The sequence below is a fragment of the Microcoleus sp. AT3-A2 genome (assembly GCF_036705685.1).
Classification (GTDB): Bacteria; Cyanobacteriota; Cyanobacteriia; order Cyanobacteriales; family Microcoleaceae; genus Microcoleus.
Map to the genome: position 1 here is coordinate 16,270 of NZ_JAUBVF010000030.1, position 26,935 is coordinate 43,204.

22 protein-coding genes and 1 pseudogene are annotated in these 26,935 nt (G+C 45.3%); 8 read left to right on the forward strand and 15 right to left on the reverse strand.

Annotation, left to right across the window (positions count from 1 at the left end):
- Positions 1-39: 39 nt before the first annotated feature.
- The 5 genes and pseudogenes from QUB37_RS17525 to QUB37_RS17545 all read right to left on the reverse strand — a co-directional run bounded on the left by QUB37_RS17525 (position 40) and on the right by QUB37_RS17545 (position 6,931).
- Positions 40-813, reverse strand: coding sequence for a response regulator (locus tag QUB37_RS17525; RefSeq protein ID WP_445251298.1), 774 nt, complete (start codon positions 811-813; stop codon positions 40-42).
- A gap of 205 nt (positions 814-1,018) precedes the next feature.
- The gene (locus QUB37_RS17530; protein ID WP_333164272.1) at positions 1,019-2,365 is read right to left on the reverse strand and encodes an EAL domain-containing response regulator; all 1,347 of its coding nucleotides are present in this window, start codon (positions 2,363-2,365) and stop codon (positions 1,019-1,021) included.
- A 582-nt stretch (positions 2,366-2,947) separates the two neighbouring features.
- Positions 2,948-3,217, reverse strand: a complete 270-nt coding sequence (locus QUB37_RS17535; protein ID WP_333164274.1) for a hypothetical protein — start codon at positions 3,215-3,217, stop codon at positions 2,948-2,950.
- A gap of 241 nt (positions 3,218-3,458) precedes the next feature.
- Positions 3,459-5,363: a serine/threonine-protein kinase gene (locus QUB37_RS17540; protein WP_333164277.1), complete on the reverse strand. Its 1,905-nt coding sequence runs from the start codon at positions 5,361-5,363 to the stop codon at positions 3,459-3,461.
- A 298-nt stretch (positions 5,364-5,661) separates the two neighbouring features.
- Positions 5,662-6,931: pseudogene (locus QUB37_RS17545) on the reverse strand (RNA-guided endonuclease InsQ/TnpB family protein).
- A gap of 126 nt (positions 6,932-7,057) precedes the next feature.
- Between QUB37_RS17545 and QUB37_RS17550 the strand changes: the two are divergent.
- A complete protein-coding gene (locus QUB37_RS17550; RefSeq protein ID WP_333164279.1) occupies positions 7,058-8,632 on the forward strand; it encodes a phenylacetate--CoA ligase family protein in 1,575 nt (524 codons plus the stop codon).
- A gap of 27 nt (positions 8,633-8,659) precedes the next feature.
- Here QUB37_RS17550 and QUB37_RS17555 read toward each other — a convergent pair whose 3' ends face one another.
- The 6 genes from QUB37_RS17555 to QUB37_RS17580 all read right to left on the reverse strand — a co-directional run bounded on the left by QUB37_RS17555 (position 8,660) and on the right by QUB37_RS17580 (position 15,380).
- Entirely contained in the window at positions 8,660-9,355 is a 696-nt protein-coding gene (locus tag QUB37_RS17555) for a Uma2 family endonuclease (protein WP_333164369.1), read from the reverse strand.
- A gap of 349 nt (positions 9,356-9,704) precedes the next feature.
- On the reverse strand, positions 9,705-10,793 hold the full coding sequence (locus QUB37_RS17560) for a Rho termination factor (modular protein) (RefSeq protein WP_333164281.1): 1,089 nt from the start codon (positions 10,791-10,793) through the stop codon (positions 9,705-9,707).
- 445 nt (positions 10,794-11,238) lie between these two features.
- Positions 11,239-12,168 carry a ParB N-terminal domain-containing protein gene (locus tag QUB37_RS17565; RefSeq protein ID WP_333164283.1) on the reverse strand — a complete coding sequence of 310 codons (930 nt, stop codon included), beginning with the start codon at positions 12,166-12,168 and terminating at the stop codon, positions 11,239-11,241.
- A 6-nt stretch (positions 12,169-12,174) separates the two neighbouring features.
- Complete coding sequence (locus QUB37_RS17570; protein WP_333164285.1) at positions 12,175-13,674, reverse strand: AAA family ATPase; 1,500 nt, start codon at positions 13,672-13,674, stop codon at positions 12,175-12,177.
- Positions 13,675-13,863: 189 nt separating this feature from the next.
- The gene (locus QUB37_RS17575) at positions 13,864-14,916 is read right to left on the reverse strand and encodes a fatty acid desaturase (RefSeq protein WP_333164287.1); all 1,053 of its coding nucleotides are present in this window, start codon (positions 14,914-14,916) and stop codon (positions 13,864-13,866) included.
- A gap of 257 nt (positions 14,917-15,173) precedes the next feature.
- Positions 15,174-15,380, reverse strand: a complete 207-nt coding sequence (locus QUB37_RS17580) for a hypothetical protein (RefSeq protein WP_333164289.1) — start codon at positions 15,378-15,380, stop codon at positions 15,174-15,176.
- A gap of 195 nt (positions 15,381-15,575) precedes the next feature.
- On the opposite strand from QUB37_RS17580, the gene thrC reads away from it, so the two are divergent.
- The 3 genes from thrC to purU all read left to right on the forward strand — a co-directional run bounded on the left by thrC (position 15,576) and on the right by purU (position 18,785).
- Positions 15,576-16,712: a threonine synthase gene (gene thrC / locus QUB37_RS17585; protein ID WP_445300036.1), complete on the forward strand. Its 1,137-nt coding sequence runs from the start codon at positions 15,576-15,578 to the stop codon at positions 16,710-16,712.
- 339 nt (positions 16,713-17,051) lie between these two features.
- Positions 17,052-17,888, forward strand: coding sequence for a hypothetical protein (locus tag QUB37_RS17590; RefSeq protein WP_333164292.1), 837 nt, complete (start codon positions 17,052-17,054; stop codon positions 17,886-17,888).
- A 42-nt stretch (positions 17,889-17,930) separates the two neighbouring features.
- Positions 17,931-18,785, forward strand: coding sequence for a formyltetrahydrofolate deformylase (gene purU / locus QUB37_RS17595; protein WP_333164294.1), 855 nt, complete (start codon positions 17,931-17,933; stop codon positions 18,783-18,785).
- Positions 18,786-18,922: 137 nt separating this feature from the next.
- Here the strand turns inward: purU and QUB37_RS17600 are convergent, their stop codons facing one another.
- Both QUB37_RS17600 and QUB37_RS17605 read right to left on the reverse strand, forming a co-directional pair.
- The gene (locus QUB37_RS17600) at positions 18,923-19,894 is read right to left on the reverse strand and encodes a mechanosensitive ion channel family protein (protein WP_333164296.1); all 972 of its coding nucleotides are present in this window, start codon (positions 19,892-19,894) and stop codon (positions 18,923-18,925) included.
- 438 nt (positions 19,895-20,332) lie between these two features.
- On the reverse strand, positions 20,333-20,968 hold the full coding sequence (locus QUB37_RS17605; RefSeq protein ID WP_333164299.1) for a hypothetical protein: 636 nt from the start codon (positions 20,966-20,968) through the stop codon (positions 20,333-20,335).
- A gap of 129 nt (positions 20,969-21,097) precedes the next feature.
- Here QUB37_RS17605 and QUB37_RS17610 point away from each other — a divergent pair, with 129 nt between their 5' ends.
- Both QUB37_RS17610 and QUB37_RS17615 read left to right on the forward strand, forming a co-directional pair.
- The gene (locus QUB37_RS17610) at positions 21,098-22,114 is read left to right on the forward strand and encodes a YihY/virulence factor BrkB family protein (RefSeq protein ID WP_333164301.1); all 1,017 of its coding nucleotides are present in this window, start codon (positions 21,098-21,100) and stop codon (positions 22,112-22,114) included.
- A gap of 319 nt (positions 22,115-22,433) precedes the next feature.
- Positions 22,434-23,096 carry a hypothetical protein gene (locus QUB37_RS17615; RefSeq protein ID WP_333164303.1) on the forward strand — a complete coding sequence of 221 codons (663 nt, stop codon included), beginning with the start codon at positions 22,434-22,436 and terminating at the stop codon, positions 23,094-23,096.
- A gap of 147 nt (positions 23,097-23,243) precedes the next feature.
- Here QUB37_RS17615 and QUB37_RS17620 read toward each other — a convergent pair whose 3' ends face one another.
- Positions 23,244-23,477: a hypothetical protein gene (locus QUB37_RS17620; protein WP_333164305.1), complete on the reverse strand. Its 234-nt coding sequence runs from the start codon at positions 23,475-23,477 to the stop codon at positions 23,244-23,246.
- A 205-nt stretch (positions 23,478-23,682) separates the two neighbouring features.
- On the opposite strand from QUB37_RS17620, the gene QUB37_RS17625 reads away from it, so the two are divergent.
- On the forward strand, positions 23,683-23,859 hold the full coding sequence (locus QUB37_RS17625; RefSeq protein WP_333029546.1) for a ribbon-helix-helix domain-containing protein: 177 nt from the start codon (positions 23,683-23,685) through the stop codon (positions 23,857-23,859).
- A gap of 53 nt (positions 23,860-23,912) precedes the next feature.
- The gene (locus tag QUB37_RS17630) at positions 23,913-24,089 is read left to right on the forward strand and encodes a ribbon-helix-helix domain-containing protein (protein WP_096829277.1); all 177 of its coding nucleotides are present in this window, start codon (positions 23,913-23,915) and stop codon (positions 24,087-24,089) included.
- A gap of 117 nt (positions 24,090-24,206) precedes the next feature.
- On the opposite strand, the gene clpB is transcribed toward QUB37_RS17630, so the two are convergent.
- The gene (gene clpB / locus QUB37_RS17635; RefSeq protein WP_333164307.1) at positions 24,207-26,822 is read right to left on the reverse strand and encodes an ATP-dependent chaperone ClpB; all 2,616 of its coding nucleotides are present in this window, start codon (positions 26,820-26,822) and stop codon (positions 24,207-24,209) included.
- Between the last annotated feature and the right edge of the window lie 113 nt (positions 26,823-26,935).

Genomic DNA, 26,935 nt, shown 5'->3' on the forward strand with positions numbered 1-26,935 from the left:
TCCACTGGCTGGCTGGCGCACCCTAGGTTGAGATCCGAGCTAAGTTTGAGGTGGTTTGTATCCTCTTTCTAGGGCAAATCTCACAAGCTGGGCACGATTTTCTAATTGTAATTTGCTGAAAATGCTGCCTAAATGAGCTTGCACAGTCCGGGGGCTAATAAACAGCCGATCGCTAATTTGTTTGTTAGTATAACCCTGGATAACCTCCCAAAAAACTCTTTCCTCGGCTGGTGTTAAAGGCAAAGGTGCAGGTGCTGGCAATACTGCCACAAGTTGTGGTTCCACCGCCCTACCGCTAGAAGTTTGCAGCAGTCGGACAATTTCGGCGTGAATCCGGTGAGAGCGCTCTAACTGCGCCTTTACCTTGGCTAAGATTTCTTCAGACTGAAAAGGTTTTACCAGATAATCGTCACCGCCGATCGAATGACCTTCAACTTTTGACTCCAACTCGCCTTGACCCGACAAAAATATAAAGGGGACTAACTGTCCCAAACGGGTAGTTCGCAAACGGCGACAAAACTCAAACCCGTCCATTTCCGGCATCATGACATCTGAAATTACCAAATCTGGGGGGGCATTTTCAAAAATCGAGAGCGCCTCAACCCCTGAATTAGCGCATTCCACCCGATATCCTTGACTTTCCAGGTACATTGCTAAGACTGTTTGACAGTCTGCTTCGTCGTCCACCACTAATATTCTTTCCATGACAGGCTTGCACCAATTCCAGTTGGACAGTTCTTGAAACTGCCAGTCCCAAAGTAGGAACTTAATTGAGTTTACCTCCTGCAACTTGATAAAAGCTTGCAATTTCAAGACGCCACACTTTCTCAAATAGTCCAATTAGGGGCGCCTAGCGCATAAAAGGGGAAGCAGTAGAGCAATATGGGGAACAATCTCCTTCATTGATTCGCCTATCATCAAAAGCTACAACTTTTTATGAGGAAGCGTCAACTTTTCTGCAGAAAATAGAAGGTAAAAGAAAGAATTTTATCCTATAAAATAGAAATTTTGGTAACACTTACACTATTCCTAGACCCGACATTGAAAGGTTTTTAGATTTTTCGGGTTCGGACACAGGTACAAAAGGAACAACGCGAGCAGGTGCTACTACTGGGGGCGGCGCGAACAAACTCGGGTCGGCAACCAACATACTTTCAATTATCGCTGCTGGTTCGGGGCGACTGAACAGATACCCCTGCATGATATCGCACTGATGTTGTTTCAAAAAATCTAGTTCTGCTTCTGTTTCCACTCCCTCAGCAATTACAGTCATATTCAAACTGTGACCCAGTAAAATTACTGCTGTAGTAATAGCAGCATTTTGAGTATCTTCGTTGGCATTACGGACGAAAATTCGATCGATCTTTAAACTGTCAAAAGCAAATTGCTTAAGATATCCTAAAGTAGCGTAACCGGTGCCGAAGTCGTCAATAGCAATCCGAATTCCTAGAGCTTTTAGTTGGTTTAAAGTAGCGCCTGCTACTGTCGCATTTTCCACCAAAGCGCTTTCGGTCATTTCTAATTCTAAATTAGCAGGCTCTAAACCTGTAGTTTCCAATATTTGGACGATTCGCGCCTTGAGTTCCGGGTCAGACAACTGCCGGGCCGACAAGTTTACTGATATTGTAAAGGGCGAAAACCCCGCCGCCAGCCAACTAGCGGCTTGAGCGCAAGCTGAAAGCAGTACCCACTCGCCAATCTGAATAATTAAACCTGTTTCTTCTGCTAAGGGAATAAATTCTCCGGGAGAAATTATTCCTCGATCGGGATTTTGCCAGCGCACTAAAGCTTCGGCGCCGATAACTTGCCCGGTAGCAATATTCACTTGTGGCTGATAGTATACCTGAAACTCACCTTGTTCCAAAGCGTGGCGCAGCAAAGCTTCGAGAGCAAACTTTTCAGGAGAGAGAGTCGTAACCTTGGTGGAGTCGTTAACTAAATCTTTGAGTCTGGCTTCTGCTTGGTGAAGCGCGACTGTCAGCGGTTGAGTAATAGTTTGCCGTTTCAAGACGCGAGAAGCAATGGCTCCCAGCAATTCAGCCTTGGTAAACGGCTTTGTCAAGTAATCGTCTGCCCCCAATTCCATCCCCCGACGAAAATCGGTTTTGTCACTTTGAGCCGTGAGGAAAATAAATGGAATTGTTCCAGCTAGCGAGTTTTGCCGCAGAGTCCGCAACACGTCATAACCGTCGAGTTCCGGCATCTGCACATCGCACAAAATTAAATCCGGTATCTCCGAAAGTGCCATCTGCACCCCAGCTCGACCGTTCTCGGCCGCAATGACCCGGTAGCTGTGAGATTCCAGGAGTTGCAGAAGAGTTTCCCGGATTAATTCGTCGTCTTCAATTACCAAAATTTTGAGCATGATACTTAGATAACAGATGGCACTATATATCTGAACCTGACTAACTCTAGCATACTCAAACTAGCAAATTAATAATTCAGCTAATTAGCCAATAAACCATTAGCCAAATGGCTGAATATTTCCCCTCGGTTCTTAAGTCACAATCAAAGAACTGCCTAAATTGGGGAGATTTCGCTCTCTTTCAAGAGCAGAAAACTGCTGCGCCCGACTCGTTTGATAAACTTTTATTACAAAATCTTCAATATTTCTCATAAAAGAAATTAGCCAAGAGTTTCAGTGCGCCGATGGCGGAAATTACTCAGGCTATCACTTATATGATGTCCGGTTAATTGTTCATAATTAGTCCGTGTTTTTACTGAAAACTAGAGTTTTTTCTCAATGGATGAATCAGGATGCAGCGTCCTGATTCATCCAAAAAAGGATATTTGCTTTCAGACAACAGCCGTGGAGAGATAAAAATTTTAGATTAAGGTTCAACCTGCCAGATTCATCTGTGAAGTAAATCTCAAATCTCAAATCTCAAATCGACTAACGGAGAACTTAATTATGGTTCTCTAACCGGAAATCCTATTATGCACTGCCTTAATTCACAGGCTTAGTGGAATTCGCGCAAAACTTTTTATCTACAATTGCAGAAGTAATACTGACAGCGTGCATTGATGATGACGGAATTATCAGGTTCTGCGGAACTACCACGGTCTTTTTACAAACCAGCTCGCTACTGCCTACAGAGGCAAAGTTCCAAGCATAAAATTCGGGAGTGCTGACTGTCGCATTGGCAGGATGTAAACCTAGTCCAGTCACCAATACTAATCCAAAAGTCACTAAAGCTACGATCGCGAATCTCAGCATATTCTTTGTTTGAACAGGAAAACTTACCTGATCGGTATTACCTTATTATTGCGCGGGTGGATAGAGAGCGTCAATCGATTTTAGATTTTAGATTTTAGATTTTAGATTTTAGAGGCGACCCCACGGATAAATTCGGGGGGCAAGTTTCATCGGATACAGGTTTTTTATTTCTGAGTCCTGAGTTTGTGCGTTGGAATGAATCCGGGGGCTTGTATCCTGGATGCTTGATTGTCAATAGCAGTTATTCGGCCGTCAGGTTCAACTCGTAAGCGATCGGCTCGGATGCCTGAGAAACTACCACGAATTCATAAAAACCAGCATCATCCAGCAATCCTGACCAACTAAGTCCCTCTGCATCTTCCAGCAAAGCTCGCGCGCCCTTTGTCCCCCCCGGAGTATAAATTGACAGTAGGGTAGATTTGCGCGGTGCTTGCAAATTCACGCGCAAAGTTTGATTTTGAGCCAACCTGGCAATGTAAGCTTTCCCTTCTCCGGGTTTGAGATTGCCTGTGAGGCTTTTGCTCTTCGATAGGCGGTCAAATTCAACGCTTTCGACAGTTGCTCCAGCTTGTAAGGCTTCGAGTTGGTCGGCGGTAATTGCTTGCCAAATTTGTCCGATCGGCAAACCGATGATATTGCGATCGCGCGGCTGTTGTGGAAACCAAGAAAAGAACTTAGCATCAGCCAAATCGTACAAAGCCCGACTGCTCAAATTCAGCTTGTTAACCTCAGTTTTCCAGCGATCGATATCAGTGGTGTCGTAAGTGCCCAACCGCGCTCTAGCGCCGCTGCTGATATTTTCCAGCTTGTCGAGCAACTCGTCGCCGATTTTCTGCCACCTTTCGCGCCACTGGCGATCTTCCTCGCCTTCTTTTAACAATCGTCCCCCCAATTCCGGGTATTTGGCATAGAAAGTCTCGTCCACAAGGTTGACGTAACCGTTATAGAATCGATCGTCAATTTTGAGCTTTACAAAGCGATCTTGCAAAGCATCTTCTTGCTGCTGCCTCGGGCTTGAAGGCTGGGGAACTTTCTGCACTTTTGATTGCAGATTTAACAAAGAATTGCCCGCAAACCAGCCAACTCCCCCCATAGTTGATAGCACCGCCACCACAAACAAAACCATTTTCCAAGCAGGCATTTTTTGCTGATTGCCAATAGCAGCAATTCGCACCGGAGTGCCCGGCAGTTTTGGCGTGGGAGCGGGCACGGGTATAGGCGAGAGATCCGGTGGCTGCGTGATCCCAAAATCCGGGGCTGGTGGCAAATGTGGCTGTAAAGGCGGATTGCCGGAGAGAGCGAGCATTACCTCGCGAGCCGAGGAATAACGCTGGCTCGGCTGCTGAGCAAGCATTTTATCCAGCACCAGGGACAAATTCGGAGACAGAGAACATTCCGCCCGCCAGTTCCAATTCAGCGTCTGGCTGTCGAGCAATTGATGGGGTTCCTTCCCAGTCAGCAACACTAAAACCGTGGCCGCCAGAGCGTACAAATCGCTGTGGGGAGAGACGATACCCATCTGCATCTGTTCGACGGGAGCGTAGCCGAGCTTGCCGATGCGAGTCGCGGGGGCGAGAGTGCCGTTAGCCTCAGCGAAAAGAGACTCTACGGTGGCGGCGACTTGTTTTACTCCGCCGAAGTCGATCAGCACTGGCATCCCGTCAGAACTCCGCAGAATCAGGTTGTCCGGGGAGATGTCGCGGTGAATCACTCCCAAAGAGTGAATGTATTCGAGCACGGGCAAAATCTGCAGCAGCAGTTGATTGATTTCTGCTTCTATGAACCGCAAACCCTGACGCTTGCGGGCGTCGAGCAGAAAGCGGTAACTTTGGCCCGGCACGTAGTCTTGGACGAGAAATAGGTAGCCTCGATCGCTGATACTGACGCGGAAGAGTTCGCGAAAGCGGGGGATTTGATTGTGTTGCAGCTTGTAGAGCACTCCCGCTTCCCGCTCGAACAGTTCCTCGGATTTTTGTAAAGCGTAACTTCCATGTACTTGGGGCGCAAATTCTTTTAAAACGCAGGGTTCGTTAAATCGGTGGGCATCTTCAGCGAGGTAGGTGCGCCCGAAGCCTCCGTGTCCCAATTCGCGGACGATGCGGTAGTGATTGTTGAGAGTTATGCCGGGGTAGATGGGATTGTTCATTGGAACTTGCTGCGTCGGATTTTCACGCTTGACTGAGACTGGGAGTTTTGGGCGATCGCTGAATTAATCTTGCCATAGTGTGTCAGTGTTTATTAGTCGATCGGCAGCTTGGCTATCCCCTGTGGTTATTGTGAAAACAGCGGTTTCGTGCTATGGAAGTTTATCTACTGCGCCATTTTTTCGATCGACCTCAAAATGTGTTCAAATTTTTAGTGTCCAGTCCAATGTGCGATCGGGTGTTAGCGCTACTAATTGAATCTTGAGCGATCGAGGTGCAAAATAGCTGGTAAAAGTATAGTCATTTATAGACATGGGAGGCTTCAAGCCCCGCCCCTTTCACTTTTACTTTGAGCGGATTGACCCGCCTCGGCTGAACTACGCAGCTCCCTATCCCATTGCTAAACGCATTTGAGATTGCTTTTCTGAGGATATTGTACGAACCGTTAACATCAGAATTGATTAATTGACCAATTGATGTTTTGTACAAACCTCGTTTAATTCGCTTGCCCGTGAAAACGGGGTCTTTATCAGTTTTTCCGTAAACTGGGATTGGGTCTAAACCCAGGAAGTTCGCTCGCGAGGTGTAGGACTCTTCTTGTACAATTACTTCGATTCCAACCAGTCGAGCTTTGTAATCCAAAATCTCGATTAATCGAGCGTGAGGAATGCTGACAAAGTTTTGGTTAGTTTGCTTCCCTAGATCGATCTCGGTTTTCCATTGTGCATTCTTACCAATTACTAGCGTCCCAATTTGTTTCGCTACCAAATGGTCAACAATTAGGCGACTTGTGTGATGCAAGTAATTATCAACTTTTTGGTGGCGACAGCGAGTTAAACGCTGAATGCGACATGAGGTTCTGCGATTTCCTTTCAACTGACATTGCAACTTGGCTTTGCGCTTGTTGTAGAACTGGTTGATAGATTTCAACGGTCGCCCATTAACCAACAGTGGGGTAAACCCCGGTTGACTTGAAGTTAGCGCCGCTAAATTATCCAGTCCTAAATCAATGCTAGCTACAAAGTTGTCACCACTAAAGGTGGACTCCGGTTCATCATAAATCACCTCCATTACATAGCAATCGCATTTGGTAACTAATCTGACGAAAGCAAATTCGAGCGGGATTAATTTTAGTTTTGATCGAAAGGTCAGTCCCCGAAAGTTTAATGATTCCCTTTTTCAACTGTTTGCTGCTAATTGCTTGAATTGTGTAAACGAGAATGTTTCGCCCTTTAGTTTTATCTTTGTATTTCGGCAGTTTTGGGCGACCAGTGAATTTAGAGGAATCCGTTTTGTAAGCTTTAACCGCTTCAAAGAATGATTTCCAATTCTTGTCCAACACCATTAAGATTTGTTGGCTAACCTTGGCAGGTAAAGCCTTGTACGCTTCGTGAGACTTCATTAAGCGGTTCATTTCGTTGTAGCCGACATAGCCCCATCCATAAATAAAACTCTGACGAATGACGTAGTTGGCGGCATTGTAGAGATTCTTGGATTTAAAAGCTAGTCGATCAATTTCAGCGAAACGGTGTTCCGTAGATTTAATGATATGTCGTTCTGTTAACTGCATTTAAGGCTTTTCTTTTTGAGATTGCGCGTATTTCACTCGACCGCTATGATAATATCATACTACTATTGCTTATAAGTGCTTACAAACTCAACGAAGTTTTACAATACGCATTTTAAGGAGCAAATCATGCAGCCAGAACAGCGTCAGCGAGCAATTGGGGCGTTTGAAGAGTTTTTGAGGGCGCCGCTTGAAGAACCATTACAACAGCAGCAGAGTCGAGTTGCCGAATCCGGGGCGATTCCCTACGGGATAGCTGCGCTTCACGCGCTTTTTCAAAAAGTCGCGGCCACAGTACCAGCTTACCAGACTTTCCTAACTGAACATAACATCAATCCCGCCTCAATTCAAACCTTTGAAGACTTCCAAAAATTGCCGCTAATTACCAAAGAGAATTATTTACGCTGTCACCCGCTACCTCAGTTGTGCTACCAGGGCAAATTAGAAACTTGCGATTTCATTGCTGTTTCATCTGGTTCGACAGGAAACCCGACATTTTGGCCGCGTTTTATCAGCGACGAGTTGCAAATTGCCGCTCGTTTTGAACAAATATTTCACGACAGTTTTTCCGCCGACAATCGCTCAACTTTAGCTGTCATTTGCTTTGCGTTGGGAACTTGGGTAGGTGGAATGTACACGGCAAATTGCTGCCGCTATCTAGCGAGTAAGGGCTATCCAGTTACAGTTGTGACGCCTGGGAATAATAAGACTGAAATATTCCGAGTTGTGCAGGAACTTGGGGAGCATTTTGAGCAAGTAGTTTTGTTGGGATATCCGCCGTTTATCAAGGATGTGATTGATAGCGGAATTGCTGGGGGTGTGGAGTGGCAAAAATACCGAATTAAGATGGTGTTTGCGGGGGAAGTTTTTAGCGAAGAATGGCGGAGTTTGGTGAGCGATCGCACTCATTCTGACAATCTATATTACAACTCTGCGAGCCTTTACGGTACTGCCGATGCGGGCGTTTTGGGCAACGAGACACCGCTGAGTATTTGCATCCGTCGCTTTTTAGCAAACAATCCCGAAGCAGCACGCAATTTATTCGGGGAATCGCGGTTGCCAACGCTGGTACAGTACGATCCGAAAAGCCGCTTTTTTGAAGTTAATAATGACGGCACGCTATTATTTTCTGGTGACAATGGCATCCCGCTAATACGCTATCACATCTCGGATAACGGCGGTTTAATTTCTTACGAAGCAATGCTCAATTTTTTGGCTGAATGGGGATTTAACCCTGTGGCACATTTGCAGCAAGCAGCAGGTATGAAAGTTCCTGATTTCCCCAGAGGAATTCGCTGCTTGCCATTTGTCTATGTATTTGGGCGATCCTCTTCGAGGGCTTCGCTAACGCACTTTACCGTTTCCTACTTCGGTGCTAACATTTACCCGGAAAATGTCACCGTAGGTTTAGAAGTTCCCACCATTCGGGAATGGGTGACGGGAAAATTTGTGCTGCAAGTCAAGGAAAATGCGGATCAAAATCGGTTTTTATCGGTGGTTGTGGAATTAGCAGCGGGGGTGGAGGGCGATGAGGAGATGAAGCAGGCGATCGCATCTTCAATTCTCGCACAATTGCGGCGGCTAAACAGCGAATTTGCTAATTATGTGCCGCCCGAATATCAGTTACCTGTGGTGACATTAACGGAGACGGGCGATGCGGAGTATTTTCCGATTGGGGTGAAGCACCGATACACGCGGCAGTAAACCGTGTTTTTGTGAGTAGGGGATGCGCTAAATTGTATCGGGATCAATGTTTAATTCTCGCAGTTTCGCGGCCAGGCGATCGGCTCGTTGAGCCTCCCTTTCTGCAACCTCTTGAGGAGTAGGGACAAGCTCTCCTTCTGCTGTAAAGAAACGCAATTTTCCGCCACAAATTCCGAGACTCAAATCGAGCTGCTGACTTCGCAGATGCCCGAATTCGTTCGGTGCGATTGCTTCATATTCCCCATCAAGTAAATGAAACCCAGCTAATTCTAAAGTTTCTGGGTCAAACCAAAAGTAGTCGTGAGTGCGAAAAGTATCTTGATAGAGTTGTTTCTTAAAGTTTTTGTCTATATCCGCTGTTTTGGGAGACAGGATTTCTACGATAATATTGGGGTACTTTCCCTCTTCATCCCAAACTACCCAGCTTTTCCGAGTTTTGCGTTCAGTTCCGAGTACCACAAAAAAGTCTGAGCCTCGGAAGTCCTTCGATTTGAGTTGCTTAGAACAGTAATAAAGGGCGAGGTCTCCAGCAGCATAGAAATCATTTCTATCTCGCCACAGCCATTCTAGACAGTTGAGGAGTAGGATTATTTGTCGCAGGTGCAGTTCTGTTTCCACCGGAGGTTCATCACTCTCTAAATCGCCGGGAGGAAAGATAAAGTTTTCCGGTATCTCTTGTTCTGGTATCTCTTGGGTAGTAGCTAATTCTGCGGTTGCGGACATGGCTGCTGGCTGAGGAGTAAGAGGTTGTGTGTCTATTTTAGCAAGCTTTTCATACCTCTGCCGAGGACTGTTCTGAAAGCCCGATCGCGCTTTTTGCAAAAAAATGCGATCGAACACCGAACAATATCAAATCTAGCATCATAATTCTTCATATCTCTCTGATATTAATCTGCGTGAATCGGCGTCAATCCCTTGTCATCTGCGGTTAATATATTCACTTTTTTTTACCGCAGATGAGGGCAGATGCAACACAGATTAATGCAGATGAATTATATCGAATCCGGTTGCACCCTCCGTGATTGTTGCCGGAATCGATCTAATTAGTCTTTAACTATTAGCAATTACCGCTTTATTCGCCGTCAGTGTCCCTGAGAGCGGCCAGAATTTCCGGTCGTTTCATGCGCGCGTAGCCCCGCACTTTCCTGTCTTTGCCGATCGCCTTCAACCGTCTCAGCGAAAGACTTTCGTAGTCTTCTTCTGGGGACGGAAACGGCAACTCCAACTGCAACTGCGGTAACTGAGGTTTCTGCTGTGCTTTCGACTGCTTCTTCGGCTGCGTTTTTGACTGCTTCTTCGGTTGTGCCTCTGGCTGTATTTCTGAGTGCGTCACTGTGGCTCCCAGTTGGCGGCGGAGCGTTTCAATTTGATTTTTCAGGTCATTTTCTACGTCTTCAATAGCGTCGGAAACAAACTGATTAATTGTTTGGACTGTGCGTTCTAATTTTGTTGACAGTAGTTTTTCCAGTTCATCCAACTGTCTCAAAGCACCTTCTAGATTTCCCTCAGAAATAACAGCCGATGTTGGCGGACGGTTGCTGCTCGATTGTTCAATTTTTTTAGCCATTTTATCTACCTTTTCATGAAATGCTTTTTCCACTTGTTCGAGCAAATGCTTAATCTGTTCTATTTGATTACGCTCAAAGTTCTGCTCAGTGAGAGCTTTTACGTGCTTTTTTAGCAGATCTTCATTTTTTTTAACAGATTGTTCTATTTGTTTTGTTAGACTATCTACCTTTTTTTGAAATGATAGCTCAAATTGTTGCAGTACAGTCTCAATTTGTGCAGTTTTCTGAGTAGGTTGCGGAGCTAAATGTTCCATTTCTGCTTGAGCAACAGCTACCTCCTCGTCAGTCATTTCAAATACCCAAGCCCACATTTGCTCGATGCCGAGTTCTTTAGCAACAATACACCAATCTGAGCCGCAGACTACTTCATATTCTTCTTCGTTGCTATAAGCTTCTGTAGGGCGTACAATTAAAGGAATTAAGTTGCTGCCTTGCTCGATCAGACTTCTCCTGAGAGCTTCGCGGCGTTCGCGAGGAATTTCGCCCCGATGAGGCTCTGGTACTGCAATTTGGGAAGTGTAAATCTGGCTGTGACTAATTGGCTTAATTCGCAAATATTCAACTATTCGGTTTTGATCCGACGATCGCTCCATCTTGTTATAAGTCCCCTTTTCTCATTAAAATCTGGTGTTTGGGTGTTTATGTATATTTGCACTTTACAGCCTGCATTTTAAGTGCAGCATGACCAACCCAAGAACTCTAATTGTAGGGTGCGAGACAAACACCTTACCCAGACTGTGGTTAAGTTATAAGGGTTTCTTGGCCTGAGTCTTCCAAGTCTAGGATCGCACTCGGTTATCTGGGGGAGATATCGCTTTGCTGCTGTACCTGTGCGGCTGGCTGTGCGGTGACAGCCCGGGCGATGGCGTCCCGCCCTCGCCCGTGCTACAGCAAAAGTTACTGCAATTCCTAAAAAAAGCGACTGTGATGAGTTTAACTGCCTGTGGGACACCAACGATACAATGCTTTACTCATCTTTACTTTTTTTGGCGTCAGGGCGATCGGGCTGACGTTGCGAGTAGCCGCAGGAGTTGCAAGTTATGAGTATTTTTGCCACTTGTCAATTATTTTAATCATTGTTTTGTCACCTAACTTATCAACACGTTCCACCACATTTGCAAATGATGTAAACTGTCGCACACCTCGCTGTTCGATGATTGTTTTGATTACTGGAAGCTTTAATCCAGCATCTTTAAAATTCGCGAACAGTGCAGATTGATCTAAATTATTTAGTGCTTCCAACGCCGACATTGATTCCGAAGTTACTTTTTTAACTTCTGGTATCCTCTCTACCACCACTTGTTTTTCCGGTGGCGACTCTGATTTCAACTCATTAATTCTGTTTGCTAACCCAGCTTCAACTAACAGAGATACTTGTTGTAAAAGTCGGTTTTCAACTTCTTGTATACTCAGTGCTAATACCTGTTTTTCACGGGCATACTCGGCTTTTAATTCATTAATTTGGTTTTCAAACTGAGCTTCAAGATTGGTTAGCCGCTGTTCTAAACTGGATGATGATTGAGGAGTTTCATTCTCACAGGATTTAGGAACTTCGACCACAGAAACTGCGTTTGTTATTGAATCTGCCGGCTGCGACGAAGTATTGTCGTACAAAAATCCGGTTTCTGGGTTCTCAACTAAGTTCTCAGTGATTGCGGTTTTTCTGAGGATTTCAAGTTGTTGGAGGAGAAGCTCTTCATTTTCTTCTTCGAGGATGAATGCTCCGATTGTCTCGCCTTTGAGAGATTCTATTTCCTTTGCTCTCACCGCCGCGTAGTATTCAAAATCTCCGTCTACTATCTCGTAGGCATCCATACCGTTTCGGCGGACAATTATCGGATTAATCAATCCTCCTGAATCTAAAATTAGTCTCGCTAATTTCTCCAACTCAGCATCTGCAAAATTGGAACGGGGAACTGTGGATGTAATTCTTTTCACTGCAACCAGTGACGGAAATAATTTTTTCATGAGTTTTTACTTACCTATTTTTTCCAAAACTTCTATTGCTAGCATTTCAAATTCTTGGGCGGCGATGGAATCTGGCTTAAAGTCCAGCACTGAAATCGGATCGGCGATTTCCATATTTCCCACGATTTGCATTTGTTCTGCACACTTTGCTAAATCGTCTCTCTCGTAAATTACGCTGTCCATGATTTCCAGGCCGTAGCGTTTGGGAATTGCATCCCTCCGCTTGGGCAAACTATACTGTACAAATTTAGTATTAGTTGAGATTTTGCAGGGGAGTACGCCTAAAATTGCGATCGGCTGTTTGCCGATTATTTTCCTGAATGCGTTAACTTTTTTGATAAAATCCTTGACATTAACCAATCCTTGATTGGCAAAAGGTTTTAAGTCAGAAGGAATAATTAAATAATCCGCCGTAATTAGGGCAACTCTGGCGTAAAAATTCAAAGAGGGCGGCGTATCGATCAGTACAATATCATATTTATCCTGTGCTACTGCTAGTTTCTGAATTAAAATCAGGCGACTGTAATCTAGTTGATTGAATTCGGTTTCTTCGTGCATTAAATTGATGTGGGAAGGAATCACATCAATTTCGGGATGGCAAAAACTTGACTTGCGAGCTACTTCTTCGATAGAGAAAAAGTCTTCTGATTGCAAAACTTGAAGAATATTATTATCTTTCAAATCGTCTTGTTCTTCATCCTCAAATTTAACTAAACCTGTCGCAAAGGTTGTATTTGCCTGACTGTCTAAGTCGATTACCAAGACTCTCTTACCTTTCTTGCTCAGCGCTGCGGCTAAATTGACTACTGTTGTAGTTTTGCCAACGCCGCCTTTGTTATGGTAAACTGCAATGATTTTCATCGTATTTTGAGTTTTTGGGGGAACGGTTACATCGGATTTAACTTGAGGCTTAACTAGATAATTTTCAGGTAGTTGTTCCGGTTCAGAGATTAGACTTGGCTCAGGTTTTGCGGTGGCGGGATTGTTTTGCTGTACTGGGACTTCGGTAATTAACTCAGGACTAACCAAATTAATTTTACTATCTTCCAGTTCGAGATTATCGGGAGTTTTTATAGGTTTTAAACTATTTCGGCCAATTAAAGCTATAATTTCCTCAATTCTAGTTTCCACGTCTTTTCCAGCACACTTAAAGACTGGCTGAATATCATCGGCGACTCTTTCGTAAATTCTAATTTCTTTACCGTTAGTTATGAGTCCGTAGCGGATGCTCAAACTTGTTAAATAGCGATTGAGTTTTCGCAGGTGGCGGTCTAAATTTTCCTTCGGATGTTTAGCCTCCATAACTACGCTCATCGGCGAGTCTGCATCCACAAGTATGGGAATAACTGGGGCGGCAAATGAGAGGAAGTCTAGGCGAATAGTCCCAAATTCTATTTCTTGGTGCCAAGTGTCGGGGGTATAGCCTAGTTTTGGTAGCAGATAGCTGACAATGAGTTTGCTTTCTACTTCGCTTTCGTTGCGACAGTTATTGGGATTGAAAGTCATTCGATTTTAGATTTTAGATTTTAGGTTTTAGATTTTAGATTGGGAATGACTGATTTAATAATGGTACTGATTGTGATATTGACAGTAGGGCGTGCATTCCGTACCTTACACAAGCTACGAATTGTAATATCGAAAAACCCGGTTGTGTTTGACAAACCGGGTTTTTAGGGGATTAATCGCGTTTCAAACTTACTTGGTTTGAGCGTTAAATTCCTGCAATGTTTTATAGCCGCCAGCAGGATTGTACAAGTGACAGTTGTCGGCAATCCGCTTCATTAAAGACCAAGAAAATTCTGTTTCGTAGAGATGATCTTGCCAATTTTCCTTTAAGCTGCTGTGGGCCAGGCGCAAATTGTACCAGGGAATAGCAGTTGAAAGGTGGTGGGGAACGTGGACGTTAATGTCGTGGCACAGAAACTCTACCCAGCGGGGATAATCGCAGTGAACTGTTCCCGATAGTTGCGCTTGGGCTTCGTTCCATTCTTCGGGTTCTTTAAAGGAAATATCTGGTGCTGTGTGGTGAACGATCGTAAAAGTGCTCATCCAGAAATGGTAAACCAGCCAGGGCACTAACCAAAATTTGACAAATCCCCAAATGCCTGTGGTTGCAATTAAAATCGGGAATCCGATCGCAGCACCGATTAAAACGACAAAAACTGAAAACCGCACTTGTTCTTGTTTCTGTTGGCCTTTGAAGCGCCACCACATAAAGTGCACTTTTGCCCAGTGGGCGATCGAGCCGATCCACCACATCCGACCGAATATTAAACTATAAGCTATTTGTAAAGGCTTGGACGCGCCAGCGTAGTCTGCTGCTGTCATCGGCTGCCAAGCATTATCTTCGCCAATTTTGTTGGTGTGCTTGTGGTGGTAATTGTGTCCATGCCGCCATGCGTGAAACGGGAAAATTAACGGCAGAAATGCAATATGTCCCACTAAATCGTTTACCCAGCGGCGGTTAGCAAATGACCGATGGCCGCAGTCGTGGCCGATCACAAAAAAACCGGTTAATCCGGTTCCTGTGAAAATCCACATTAGGGGTAGTAGAAACCAAGGAGAGACTGCTATGCCCCAATAACCGACAGCAACGAGCAAAACGTTGACGATTACTTTTGTCCAAGCTTTGCGGGGGTTTTTGACGAATACTTCCCGCGGCAGGGTTTTGAGAATATCTTTGAGGCGCAGGTTGGAGGTGTCACTTGCGGATGTCAAATTTAGTGGTTTTTCGATCGATGCTGTCATAAATTGATTTCGATTCTCCGTATGCCATGAGGATGGCTTAACAAAATTAGCGCATAAAAAAGCGCAGTAAAATCTCAGCTCGTTGCCAGCTTGCGGCAGACGAGTTGAGCAGTAGGCAAGCGCGTTTTAGCAAATGCTAGCGATCGCTATCCGCAGTTAGGAATTTCTAGCACTTTCGCCAAAAAACACTGCGGGTAGCAAAACCTTTGTTTTTATAACACAGGGGCAGGACAATTAGCATTAGGCGCTGTTGTCTGCTAATTGCTCTTGCTGCCAGAAATCGGGTCGAGAGCCGGCAAGCCAGCGATCGAGCGTTGCTGTTTGAGGCTTTGCACTTCCAGCAGCAAGGATTCGATTTCTGCTTGCAAGTGCAGGAACTTAACTTGCTGATCGGCTTGGTAGGGGCACTTTACCAAATCTACTTTGCGGGCAAAACTGGTCGATAGGCTAGAAGAACTAGCCATTTCGGGGTTGCTCGCGGTCACTTGAGGCCGGGAAAGAGTGGATGAATTATTTGACATTAGTAATTGAGTAGACATATCTACACATTCACACCATTAAGTTACTTTAACCTGAACCGATCGTATTAAACATCAAATTAACCGATCGAGCTAAAATTAGTGTAAATTCTTTGGCCATTGCCTAAAACCATTGACATCGTGACCCTGATTCTACCTGCTACTGACTCTGTTGCTAACTCCGCTGCTAACTCCGCTGCCCGCGCAGCCGAGCCGAAACGCTACGGCTGGCCCGGCTTGATCGAAGCTTATCGCCCCTACCTGCCGGTGACGGAAACCACGCCGGTAGTGACTCTCCAAGAAGGCAATACTCCCTTGATTCCAGCACCTGCGATCGCCTCTCTCATCGGTCGAGACGTGCGCGTCCTAGTGAAATACGACGGCCTCAACCCCACTGGTAGTTTCAAAGACCGGGGGATGACAATGGCGATTTCCAAGGCAAAGGAAGCTGGTGCCGAAGCTGTAATTTGCGCCAGTACGGGCAATACTTCGGCCGCCGCGGCCGCCTACGCCAGACGCGGGGGAATGCGAGCTTTCGTGTTGATTCCCGAAGGTTACGTGGCTTTGGGCAAGCTGGCGCAAGCTTTGCTTTACGGTGCGGAAGTAATTTCAATTGGGGGAAATTTCGATCGCGCCTTAGAAATCGTCCGCGAAATGGCTGTCAATTATCCGGTGACATTGGTCAACTCCGTGAATCCTTACCGCTTGGAAGGCCAGAAAACCGGTGCTTTTGAAGTGGTGGACGCTTTAGGCGACGCCCCAGACTGGCTGTGCATTCCCGTGGGAAATGCGGGAAACATCACAGCATACTGGATGGGTTTTTGTCAATACCACCAAGCCAAAAAATGTTCGCGCTTGCCGCAGATGATGGGATTTCAAGCAGCCGGGGCTGCGCCTTTGGTAACGGGCCAAGCAGTGGCGAACCCAGAAACCCTGGCGACGGCAATTCGGATCGGCAACCCGGCTAGCTGGAAACAGGCGATCGCAGCTTCCGAAGCCAGCCGTGGCAGTTTTGCCGCAGTCACCGACGCCGAAATTCTCGACGCTTACCGTTTGTTAGCATCACAGGAAGGAATTTTCTGCGAACCGGCGAGTGCAGCTTCTGTGGCCGGTTTGCTGAAGGTAAAAGACCAAGTTCCGACTGGGGCGACGGTAGTTTGCGTGCTAACTGGTAACGGTTTGAAAGACCCGGATACCGCAATTAATCACAGCAACAATCAATTTAAAAGTGGCATTGCTCCGAGTTTGGATGCAGTAGCTGGGGCGATGGGGTTTTAGAAGAAGGAAGAGAGAACAGGGAAGAAGTTTCGTTTCAACAGATATGAATACTTTCTCAGGATTTACGCAAAGCCTCTGCATATAGCGTTTTGTAGGGGCAATGCCCCTGGGAGTTCCCCAGCATTGCACCTGTCTGTGGTGATGTTGCGTAATATCAAATCCGTCTGCATCCTAATTATTCATTTTTTCTTTCTTATTGGGCGTCGGGGCTCGTGGCGGTTTTAATCATTCAGATGCAACCGGAAACGATATAAGTCCCGACTCAGTTAACTGAAGTTAACTAGGGCAGAGTATACACTACTCTCTCTAATGAGGTTCATCAGCTCAAAAAGTATATGAATGGAAACAATTAAAATGGACAGCTCAAATATACAAAAGCTTGAAGCCCAGCTTGAAGAAATTGTTAGAGGCAGCAATGCTGATAAGGATTATAATGCAACCAAAGCCCTGATTAGTTTCATTCCGGCTGTCGGTTCGGGGCTTGTATCTTTTTATGAATCTAATGTCTCAGCTCCCGCTACTAAACGTCTGAATGAATTTCTCAAAACCTTAGTTTTAGCCTTAGCAGAAATCCAGGATAAGCTTGACGGGCTAGCATTTCACGATCCAGCATTTCAAACAACGCTCATGTATACTCTCCAGATAGCCAGTCGTAATCATCAAGAAGAGAAACTGGAGGCTTTAAGGAACATCGTTTTAAATGCTGCTTTGCCCAATGCTCCGGAAGAAGAGATACAGCAGATGTTCTTAAATTGGATTGAGAATTTTACAACTTTGCACTTGAATTTGCTAAAGTTACTTCATCAGCCTGACCGTAAAACAAATATCGATTTTATCCTGCCGGACTGGGAAAATAAGGCTAATTTATACCAAGTCATTTTCGATGATTTAAAGAGTAAAGGATTAGTTACTACGGAGAACCAAGCTCTTAAGTTTCTACGCCAAAGGGCGCAGCAGCGTCGCTTGGAATCTTCCATTAAATCAGGAAAAGTGAAAAGTGTTAATTTTTTAGATGATCTCCCAAATAAAAGCGAAGATATAAAGACATTAATATTGCAAATTAAAAGGGTAGGTGGAAGCTCTCGTACAACAAAATTAGGTAAAGCATTTATCCAATTTTTAATTTCACCTATAGAACCGCAGGCTACGGACAGAGGGACAGCCTCTGGACATTGATTAGATTATGACAAACTCTAGTCTTAGAAAGAGCATAATACCATGACTAGCCCTACTGCAACCCTGTTAATTTCCTGTCCAGATCGCAAGGGACTCGTCGCGTTACTTGCTAATTTTATCGCGTCTCATAACGGCAATATTATCCACGCAGATCACCATACAGATTTTACCGCTGGATTATTTCTTAGCAGGTTAGAATGGCAATTAGATGATTTTGACTTAACCACCGAACAAATAACACCTGCTTTTAGTGAAATTGCCAAGGACTTACAAGCCAACTGGCAATTGCATTTCTCTCATAAAATTCGACGCATCGCAATCTGGGTAAGCCGTCAAGATCACTGTTTATTAGACTTGATTTGGCGACAGCGAGCGCAAGAAATCAGAGGTGAAATTCCCCTGATAATCAGCAACCATGAAAATTTAAAGCCTCTTGCCGCACAATACGGTATCGACTTTGAGTATATTCCCATTACTAAAGACAATAAAGCTATTCAAGAAGCACAACAGTTAGAAATTCTTAAGAAATATAAGATTGATTTAGTAGTCTTGGCTAAATATATGCAAATTTTGAGTCAAGACTTTATCAGGAAATTTCCCAATATGATTAATATTCACCATTCATTTTTACCCGCGTTTGTGGGTGCAAATCCCTACGAAAGGGCTTATGAAAGAGGGGTAAAAATTATAGGTGCAACAGCCCACTATGTTACACCGGATTTAGATGCTGGCCCGATTATCGAACAAGATGTTGTGCGGGTGAGTCACCGCGATGAAGTGTCTGATTTGATTCGCAAAGGTAAAGATTTAGAAAGGGTTGTGTTAGCAAGAGCCGTGCGATATCATTTACAAAATCGTGTTTTAGTTTATGGCAATCGGACTGTGGTTTTTGCTTGAAAATTAGGCATCATATCAATTCTGGTTTGTTACTCTTTTGATCAATCGGCGAGTGATATCAATTCCGGTTGCACGAGCGAAGTGCAGCGAATCCCAAAGTCTTCTCAACTTGATATTTTTCCTTAATTGTGATGCTGTTAAGATTTTCCGTTGCCGTCTTGTTGCGATCGCCTTTCGACCAGTTTTCGTAAAGAGCGGCGCATACGACGAGGTTTCGGAACTTTTCCTTCGCGCTGCTGCGAGCGATCGCCATCGGTTTCTTCGGTTTGATCGTGCAACAAGATGTTCCGCGTGGGATAAGGCAAATCGAGGCCATTTTCCACATATAGCTTTTTTTTAATAGCAGAAATTACCTTGTCGCGCGATCGCAGATCGTCAATTCGGCGCGGCGGAGCAATCCACCACCGAACGCGGATATTGACGGTACTTTCTGTTAACTCCATCGCCAGCACATCGGGTTCAGGAGCTTTCAACACCTCCTTCACGCTGTACATTGCTTCCAGGATTAACTGCTTGGCGTAATCAATATCGTCGCCGTAACCAATACTAATATCGTATTCCATGCGGCGTTTATCGAAAGCAGTATTCACTGTCACCGTATTCGTAAACAATTCGGCATTAGGAATGACAATCCGCCGACCATCATAGGTTTCGATTGTTGTAGCGCGCGTCTCAATATTTTCTACCGTTCCCTCAAAGTTTTTAAACACAATTTGGTCATCGATTCGGAACGGTTCCGTCAAAAGAATTAGGATACCTGCTAAGAAGTTTTGCAAGATATCGCGAAAGGCAAAACCAATCGCCACCCCGCTAATTCCCAGCAGTTGCACCAAATCGCCAGCTTTCAATGTGGGAATTATAATCGAAAGAGAAATAAATAGACCAACTAGAACGATCGTACCCTGCGCTAACCGTCCTAACACCAGCCCCAAATTTCGAGCTTGGTGGTGCTTGCGGGTAACTCGCCTGACCACTCTCTTAATTTGCCGACCCACAAAGTAAAAAATTGCAAAGACAATTAACGCCAGCACAATATTAGGGAGCATGATCAGAAAGCCGTCGATCATGCTCTGAATCTTTTTCCAGACTATGGATATCTCTGCCTTCATGAAGTTTCCTCGCGCATCAGTCGTTGTCGATAGTAGTAAAATTTAGCTCGATTAAGTTCTATCTAAAGACTGTAGGTTGGTACCACGCGAGGAAGATTTTTTGGCAGTCCTCAAAATTTTGAATGCGGATTATAGGTTGGGATGTAGTACAGTTACATCAATTAGTAAATTGTCCCTAGATGCGGAATAATATCATTTCCGGTTACACCGGAATGATGTTGACTGTTGACTGTTGACTGTTCACGGCGTCAACAGTCAACAGTCAACAGTCAACAGTCAACTCGAATTTACTATTCCGATGCTAACGGATTTGATATAATAAAAAAGCTGATAGATTAATGCAGCCTAATTGCAGGAAAAGCAAAAACAACGCATCGGTGACTAAATCCCACCTGGTAAGGGGACTCGCCATGCCGAAAATTCCTGAATTTTTAATTCTTAATTCCCAAACGGCGGTAGATCGAGTAACTGATTTTTAGAAGGTGGAAGCTGGGCGGGATTTTTGCCGGTTTGGGCGGAAGTTTGGCGGATTTCCAGAGCAGTTTCGCCAGGATTTGCAGTGCGAGTAGGTACTATTTCTAAAGAATATACTGTCTCTGTTTTTGCAGGGGCAGGATTTTGGGCTTTCGTGAGCAAGTCAACGGCATCTCCGAGGGCGCTAGTTAAATTTTTGCTAGTTTCGGCGTGACGGGCTTCTTCTTGTTTGAGGGCTTGAGTGAGTTGTTTAACTTGTTCGATCGCCCGATCGCGCTCTTCGAGAACTTCTGCTAACTTAGCTTTAAGTTCCCCTACTGTTTGGAGTTGTTCGACTTCCTGCTGGCGAGCAACTCCAGCATCGTCGCCTTCGGACACAATTGGAGAAAAATTTTGTAATTGCTGTATTTGTGCTTCCAGAGAGGCGATGCTTTGCTGAGTTAATTTAGCATCATTCCGCCGCTGCTCAGCTTCGGTATTGTAGAGTTGGCGCCACTGAGCCGCACTTTCACCGGCCTCATCTCGATCGCGCGAAACTTCTGTTAACTGCTGTTGCAGCCGCTTAATTTCATCTAACCACTGTCTGACATCCTGAGCCATAATATTGATTTTAGATTTTAGATTTTAGATTTTAGATTGGGGAATTGGGAATTGGCAATTGCGAGTTGATAATGGCTTAATTAATTAACGACTTGTGTACCTCATCTTTCGCCCCATTGCCTGTGCGCTATGAACATTTTTTACTGGTTGCGCTACCTGATTTTAGCTTTGTTTAAGGCATTTTTGAGGCTGCTTCGAGCTCTCAAACGGAAATTTGGTGGTTTTTGGCTGTTTTGTCGGTGTTTGACTTGGGACACGCTCAAAGAAGTCGGCGCGAAGGCAGGAGAACAGCGCTTGCCGGGGCTGTCTGCGGAAATGGCCTACAATTCTATGCTGGCGCTGTTTCCGGGGCTGTTGGCTATCTTATCTGCGATCGCCCTCTTTGAACCTTTGCAGTCAACACTGTATCAAATCGCCCGTCTTTTGGGCGAAGTTATACCCGATAACGTTCGGAACTTGATTGGTGGGTTAATCAAAGAAATTATGTTAACTCGGAGTAAAGGGCTGTTTTCGGTGAGCTTTCTTGGGGCGATTTGGGCATTTTCTGGAGTAATGAGCGCGGCGATGGCTGCACTCGATCACATCCATGAAATCCCCAGCGATCGAACTAGACCATTTTGGAAAGCAAAACTTATTTCTCTGGCGCTCAGTATCGGTACAATTGTGCTGTTAATTCTAGCATCGGGAGTAGTATTTGTCAGCGACTTAATTGTACAAGCTATTGCCCGCCAGAGTTGCCTGCTGGAGTCCGTCGCCAATTGCGATTTAAAAGATGTTCAAAATTGCTTGCTGCTCGCCAGCACTTGCCCTTTGGAATCGCAACTGTTAGGTGTTTGGCGGCTGTGGCGGTGGCCGATTTCTTTGGGAATTGTATCACTGGCCTTTGCCTTTGTTTACCGCTACGGGCCTAGCCGCCGTCAACCAGATATTCCTATTTTGTCGGGAGCTGTTTGTGCTGCTATTTTGTGGGCGCTATTTTCAGCTTTATTTCGGTTTTATGTTTTGCACTTGGGCAATTATACTTGGACTTACGGCACGATCGGAACTTTTATTGTGTTGCTGCTGTGGCTCGATCTTTCTTCTTTGGTGATGCTGATCGGCGCTCAGTTGAATGTGACAGTGGGAAAGGCAATGAAACTAAAATAACGGGCATTGGGCATTGGGCATTGGGCATTGGGCATTGGGCATTTGTTATTTGTTATTTGTTATGACAACAGTGAACAGTGAACAGTGAACAGTGAACAGTCAAAAAACTATTATTAATTACCGGATGCCGGCTTACCTGCGGAGTAAAGTGCTGAGGATACCCGCAACAAAAGACAACAAAATCAGTATCCAGACAACACCACCGGGAATGAATGTCAATATCCCAACACCTCTGAGAATCCAAACTAGGAGGGTGAGGCCCAGGATAGTCAAAAAGATGCGGGTAGATAGTCGCATTTGAAATCTAGGAGAATTAGTCATGTTGAATGTTAAAGTTTTGTCTGGATCAATGATAGCTGCTTTGCTGGCGATCGGCAGTTACCTCACTTTAATTTCGGTTCCGGGTTCCGCTGTTGCGCCTGGGGGTGCAAATAAGTTGGGGGAAATGGCAAATGCTGCTCAAAAAACACCTGCTGCAAGTTTAACAATTTCCGATCGCACAATTGGAGCGGCGAAGGTGGGGATGACTTTCGGACAATTGAAAAAGGCTCTGGGTTCCACGGCGCAGTTTAAAGTTCAGTCTCCTTTTATGGTAGACTTTGATGCCGTGGCTGTCAGCCAGTCGGGAAAAGTGCAATATCGGATTATTTATGCTGCAGGCACAAAGCTGAAAGATACCGATGTCATTGAACTTTTGATGACTGAAAATGTTAATTATAAAACAGTTCAGGGCGTCGGGCCGGGAATGACGTTGAAACAAGCTGAGGCTATTTACGGCAAAGCTACTTTATCTTATAATGTTGATAATGAAATGAGAGAAGGGGTTGTATTTGCCAAGCAACCCACTAGAAACATTATGTTTGTTCCCAAGGCTGAAGGGAAACAATTTGCGGGAGTTTATGGCGCTGGTAAAGGGGGATTCTATCAGACTAATAAGTATCACCCGAATGCTGTAATTAAGTCTGTGATGGTGCGGAAATAAATTATTAGAGACAGCCCAATAGATCACTCTGCCAGTAAAATCGCTTCTACAGAACCTATGATCCCAGCAGAGAAGGACGATCGCACTTATCAAAAAAAGTGCGATCGCACATCTTTAGTTAACCGAAGTTGCCGCGAAAATTACCCTTTATAACGCGCTGCTGACGTAATTGGAAGGGCGGCCCAACCGCGATAAACGGTGACTGTCCCCGCTTAAATCGAACACAACCTCAAACTTAACGTGAGGTATAGTTTGTCGCAAAAACTGAAAATGCCCGTCTGCATCTGAACGACTGCGGAAGCGGGCAACAATTATCCATTGATGAGAAGGTAACAAACGGGCGATCGCCCAACAACACAAGCGGTCTTTGTATGTCAACATAGAACTCGTCTCCATTGATATTTTTGGAGCCAGAGCCAGCCCGGAACCTTGGACAGTGAGGGGCTGGCTTCTGACGTTTTAAGGCCTGAGCCTTATATACACTAATAGCATAATTTGATGCCATTGACATCAAATGACACAAAGATATATCAAATGGTGTTGGAGTGTAAAATTGAAGACAATTGAAGTAAAACCATGCCAGCCCATGCCTTCACGAATGCGAGTCACAGTTACCCTGCCAGAAGACGTTCATCAAGCCTTGTCCGAATGGGCTGAAGAAGAAGATAGAACCCTTGCAAACCTGCTATCCCATGTGGCAGCTAAAGCAGTCAGAGAGCGCCAAGAGCAGAAAAAGGAAGAATCAGAAAGCGATCGCCCTTAAGCGATGACCACGGCGTAAGATGGACTGTGTTGAGATGTTTTGCAGTGCAACCAATGGCTTCACGGGGACGAGTTACCGCATACTTGCCAGAAGAGATTCAAAAAGCTCTCGAAGAATGGGCAGAAGAAGACAGCAGATCCGTCAGCAGTTTGGCAACGTACCTGCTGACGAAATCTGTTCGAGAACGCCAAGAACAGAAAAAAGATAAATCAGAAAGCGATCGCCCTTAAGAACGATCGCCCGCAATCCCATCCGCGTCCATCCGCGTCCATCCGCCTACATCTGCGGTCAAAAAAAGAACCATCGCCTCAAAAAAATAAGGTGGGCCGCAGCCCACCCTACCCAAATTATTTCGCAGTCACCAACTGCGCCGGCAGCCGCTTAAAGGCCAACCTTTCATTCTCGATATCCACAAAAATGGTATCGCCATCAGCAAAATCTCCCCGCAAAATACCCTTCGCCATTTGCGTTTCCAACTCCCGCTGAATTCCGCGCTTCAAAGGCCGCGCGCCGTAAACCGGATCGTAACCAATTTCTGCTAAGAAATCGATCGCAGATTCCGACAATTTCAGAGACATTTTGCGATCGGCTAACCGTTTTTCCAAGCGCTTGACTTGCAACAGAACAATCTGCCGCAGTTCTGCCTTACTCAAACCGTGGAAGATAATCATCTCATCAATCCGGTTCAAGAATTCAGGGCGGAAAGTTCCCCGCATCGCTTCCATCACCCGACTCCGCATTTGTTCGTTATCTCCCGCCACATCTAAGATGTATTGAGAGCCGACATTCGATGTCATAATAATCACAGAATTCTTAAAGTCTACTGTGTGACCTTGAGCATCGGTAACGCGGCCGTCATCCAGAATTTGCAGCATGATGTTGAATACATCCGGGTGCGCTTTCTCGATTTCATCGAATAGAATCACCGAGTAAGGACGGCGGCGCACAGCCTCAGTTAATTGTCCACCTTCATCGTAGCCGACGTATCCCGGAGGCGCACCAATTAACCGCGAAACCGCGTGTTTTTCCATGTATTCCGACATATCAATTCGGACGATCGCTTCTTCGGTGTCGAACAGATAAGACGCTAAGGCTTTGGCTAATTCGGTTTTGCCAACACCCGTGGGGCCGAGGAAGATAAAACTCGCAACCGGACGATTGGGATCTGCTAAACCTGCGCGCGATCGCTGAATCGCATCTGCAACAGCCGTCACCGCTTCATCCTGTCCAATTACCCGCTTGTGCAATTCATCTTCCAAGTGCAGAAGTTTCTGCATTTCCGATTCAACCAACTTGCTAATCGGAATTCCCGTCCACTTGGAAATAATCTCGGCAATGTCAGCTTCCGTGACTTCTTCCCGCAGCAGAGTTTTACCTGTGGTTTGAGTTGCTGAAAGTTGAGCTTCTGCTTCTTGCAATTGTTTTTGCAATTCAGTTAACTTGCTATATTTCAACTCAGCAGCGCGGTTCAGGTCATATTTTAATTCAGCTTGCTGAATTTCAATATTCACCTTATCAATCTGTTCTTTAATCTTTTGAATGCTGCCGATGACACCTTTTTCCGATTGCCACTGGGCATTCAAAGCGCTTTGCTGTTCTTTGAGGTTTGCTAAGTCTTTTTCCAGTCTTTCCAAGCGTTCGATCGAAGCAACGTTACTTTCTTTTTGCAGCGACAGTCTTTCCATTTCTAGCTGCAAAATCCTGCGATCAATTTCGTCTAGTTCTTCTGGCTTGGAGGTAATCTCCATTTTGAGTTTAGCGGCTGCTTCGTCCACTAAGTCAATGGCTTTGTCTGGAAGGAAGCGATCGCTAATATATCGAGTAGACAAAGTAGCCGCCGCCACCAAGGCGCTGTCAGAAATTTTCACGCCGTGGTGAACTTCGTAGCGTTCTTTCAAGCCCCGCAAAATCGAGACAGTATCTTCAACTGTCGGTTGGTCAACATAAACTTGTTGAAAACGGCGTTCTAGTGCCGCATCTTTTTCGAGGTACTTGCGGTATTCGTCGAGAGTTGTAGCGCCGATACAGCGCAATTCTCCCCTCGCTAACATGGGTTTAAGTAAGTTGCCGGCATCCATCGAGCCTTGAGTTGCGCCAGCACCGACAACGGTGTGAATTTCATCGATAAATAAGATGACTTTGCCGTTACTATCCATCACTTCTTTGAGTACCGCTTTCAAGCGTTCTTCAAATTCTCCCCGGAATTTTGCACCCGCAATTAACGCGCCCATATCTAAGCTAATTAATTGTCTGTCTTTGAGAGATTGTGGCACATCTCCGGTGATAATTCGCTGGGCGAGTCCTTCGGCGATCGCAGTTTTGCCGACTCCCGGTTCCCCAATCAATACCGGATTATTCTTGGTGCGACGGCTCAAAATTTGAATCGTGCGGCGGATTTCGTCATCCCGTCCGATTACCGGATCGAGTTTGCCTTGACGCGCGGCTTCTGTCAAATCTCGGCCGTATTTTTCCAGCGCTTCGTATTTGCCTTCTGGATTTTGATCGGTCACTTTGTTCTTCCCCCGGACTTGGGTAATGATATCTTTGAGCTTGCCTTCATCTAGTTTAAATTCTTGTAGTAAATTTTTGCCGAAGCGATCGTCCTTAACGTAACCTAGTATCAAATGCTCGATCGAAATAAATTCATCGCCGTACTCTTTGCGATAAGTTTCGGCGCGATCGAGCAAAGTGTCGAGAGAACGACCTAGATAAACGTTGCCGCCGCTTCCAGTGATTTTGGGCTGACGACTGATAAACTCGTCAGTGCGATCGCGCAATTTTGCTACAGAAACTCCAGCTTTGTTAAACAAGCTGCTAGCAAGTCCCGATTCTTGTTCCAGCAAAGCTTTCATCAAATGTTCGCTTTCTAGCTGCTGCTGCTGACCTGCTTTGACGATTTCGGGGGTGCGGGCGAGGGCTTCCCAGGCTTTTTCGGTAAATTGGTTTGGATTATTTGGTTGCATAAATTTTAATTCCCTGCATTAAAAATGATGACTGCTGTAGAGGCAATTACTTAATTCCCCGTACAATTGTCATTGTAGGCAGTTGCGGAGGGGGGGGCGGATCGGTGTTCCCC

What these genes read in the sequence shown, in the direction of transcription:
- QUB37_RS17530 (WP_333164272.1), bottom strand. Translation starts at nt 2,365, where the DNA reads ATGCTCAAAATTTTGGTAATTGAAGACGACGAATTAATCCGGGAAACT.
- QUB37_RS17535 (WP_333164274.1), bottom strand. Translation starts at nt 3,217, where the DNA reads ATGCTGAGATTCGCGATCGTAGCTTTAGTGACTTTTGGATTAGTATTG.
- QUB37_RS17540 (WP_333164277.1), bottom strand. Translation starts at nt 5,363, where the DNA reads ATGAACAATCCCATCTACCCCGGCATAACTCTCAACAATCACTACCGC.
- QUB37_RS17550 (WP_333164279.1), top strand. Translation starts at nt 7,058, where the DNA reads ATGCAGCCAGAACAGCGTCAGCGAGCAATTGGGGCGTTTGAAGAGTTT.
- QUB37_RS17555 (WP_333164369.1), bottom strand. Translation starts at nt 9,355, where the DNA reads ATGTCCGCAACCGCAGAATTAGCTACTACCCAAGAGATACCAGAACAA.
- QUB37_RS17560 (WP_333164281.1), bottom strand. Translation starts at nt 10,793, where the DNA reads ATGGAGCGATCGTCGGATCAAAACCGAATAGTTGAATATTTGCGAATT.
- QUB37_RS17565 (WP_333164283.1), bottom strand. Translation starts at nt 12,168, where the DNA reads ATGAAAAAATTATTTCCGTCACTGGTTGCAGTGAAAAGAATTACATCC.
- QUB37_RS17570 (WP_333164285.1), bottom strand. Translation starts at nt 13,674, where the DNA reads ATGACTTTCAATCCCAATAACTGTCGCAACGAAAGCGAAGTAGAAAGC.
- QUB37_RS17575 (WP_333164287.1), bottom strand. Translation starts at nt 14,916, where the DNA reads ATGACAGCATCGATCGAAAAACCACTAAATTTGACATCCGCAAGTGAC.
- QUB37_RS17580 (WP_333164289.1), bottom strand. Translation starts at nt 15,380, where the DNA reads ATGGCTAGTTCTTCTAGCCTATCGACCAGTTTTGCCCGCAAAGTAGAT.
- QUB37_RS17590 (WP_333164292.1), top strand. Translation starts at nt 17,052, where the DNA reads ATGGAAACAATTAAAATGGACAGCTCAAATATACAAAAGCTTGAAGCC.
- purU (WP_333164294.1), top strand. Translation starts at nt 17,931, where the DNA reads ATGACTAGCCCTACTGCAACCCTGTTAATTTCCTGTCCAGATCGCAAG.
- QUB37_RS17600 (WP_333164296.1), bottom strand. Translation starts at nt 19,894, where the DNA reads ATGAAGGCAGAGATATCCATAGTCTGGAAAAAGATTCAGAGCATGATC.
- QUB37_RS17605 (WP_333164299.1), bottom strand. Translation starts at nt 20,968, where the DNA reads ATGGCTCAGGATGTCAGACAGTGGTTAGATGAAATTAAGCGGCTGCAA.
- QUB37_RS17610 (WP_333164301.1), top strand. Translation starts at nt 21,098, where the DNA reads ATGAACATTTTTTACTGGTTGCGCTACCTGATTTTAGCTTTGTTTAAG.
- QUB37_RS17615 (WP_333164303.1), top strand. Translation starts at nt 22,434, where the DNA reads ATGTTGAATGTTAAAGTTTTGTCTGGATCAATGATAGCTGCTTTGCTG.
- QUB37_RS17620 (WP_333164305.1), bottom strand. Translation starts at nt 23,477, where the DNA reads ATGTTGACATACAAAGACCGCTTGTGTTGTTGGGCGATCGCCCGTTTG.
- QUB37_RS17625 (WP_333029546.1), top strand. Translation starts at nt 23,683, where the DNA reads ATGCCTTCACGAATGCGAGTCACAGTTACCCTGCCAGAAGACGTTCAT.
- QUB37_RS17630 (WP_096829277.1), top strand. Translation starts at nt 23,913, where the DNA reads ATGGCTTCACGGGGACGAGTTACCGCATACTTGCCAGAAGAGATTCAA.
- clpB (WP_333164307.1), bottom strand. Translation starts at nt 26,822, where the DNA reads ATGCAACCAAATAATCCAAACCAATTTACCGAAAAAGCCTGGGAAGCC.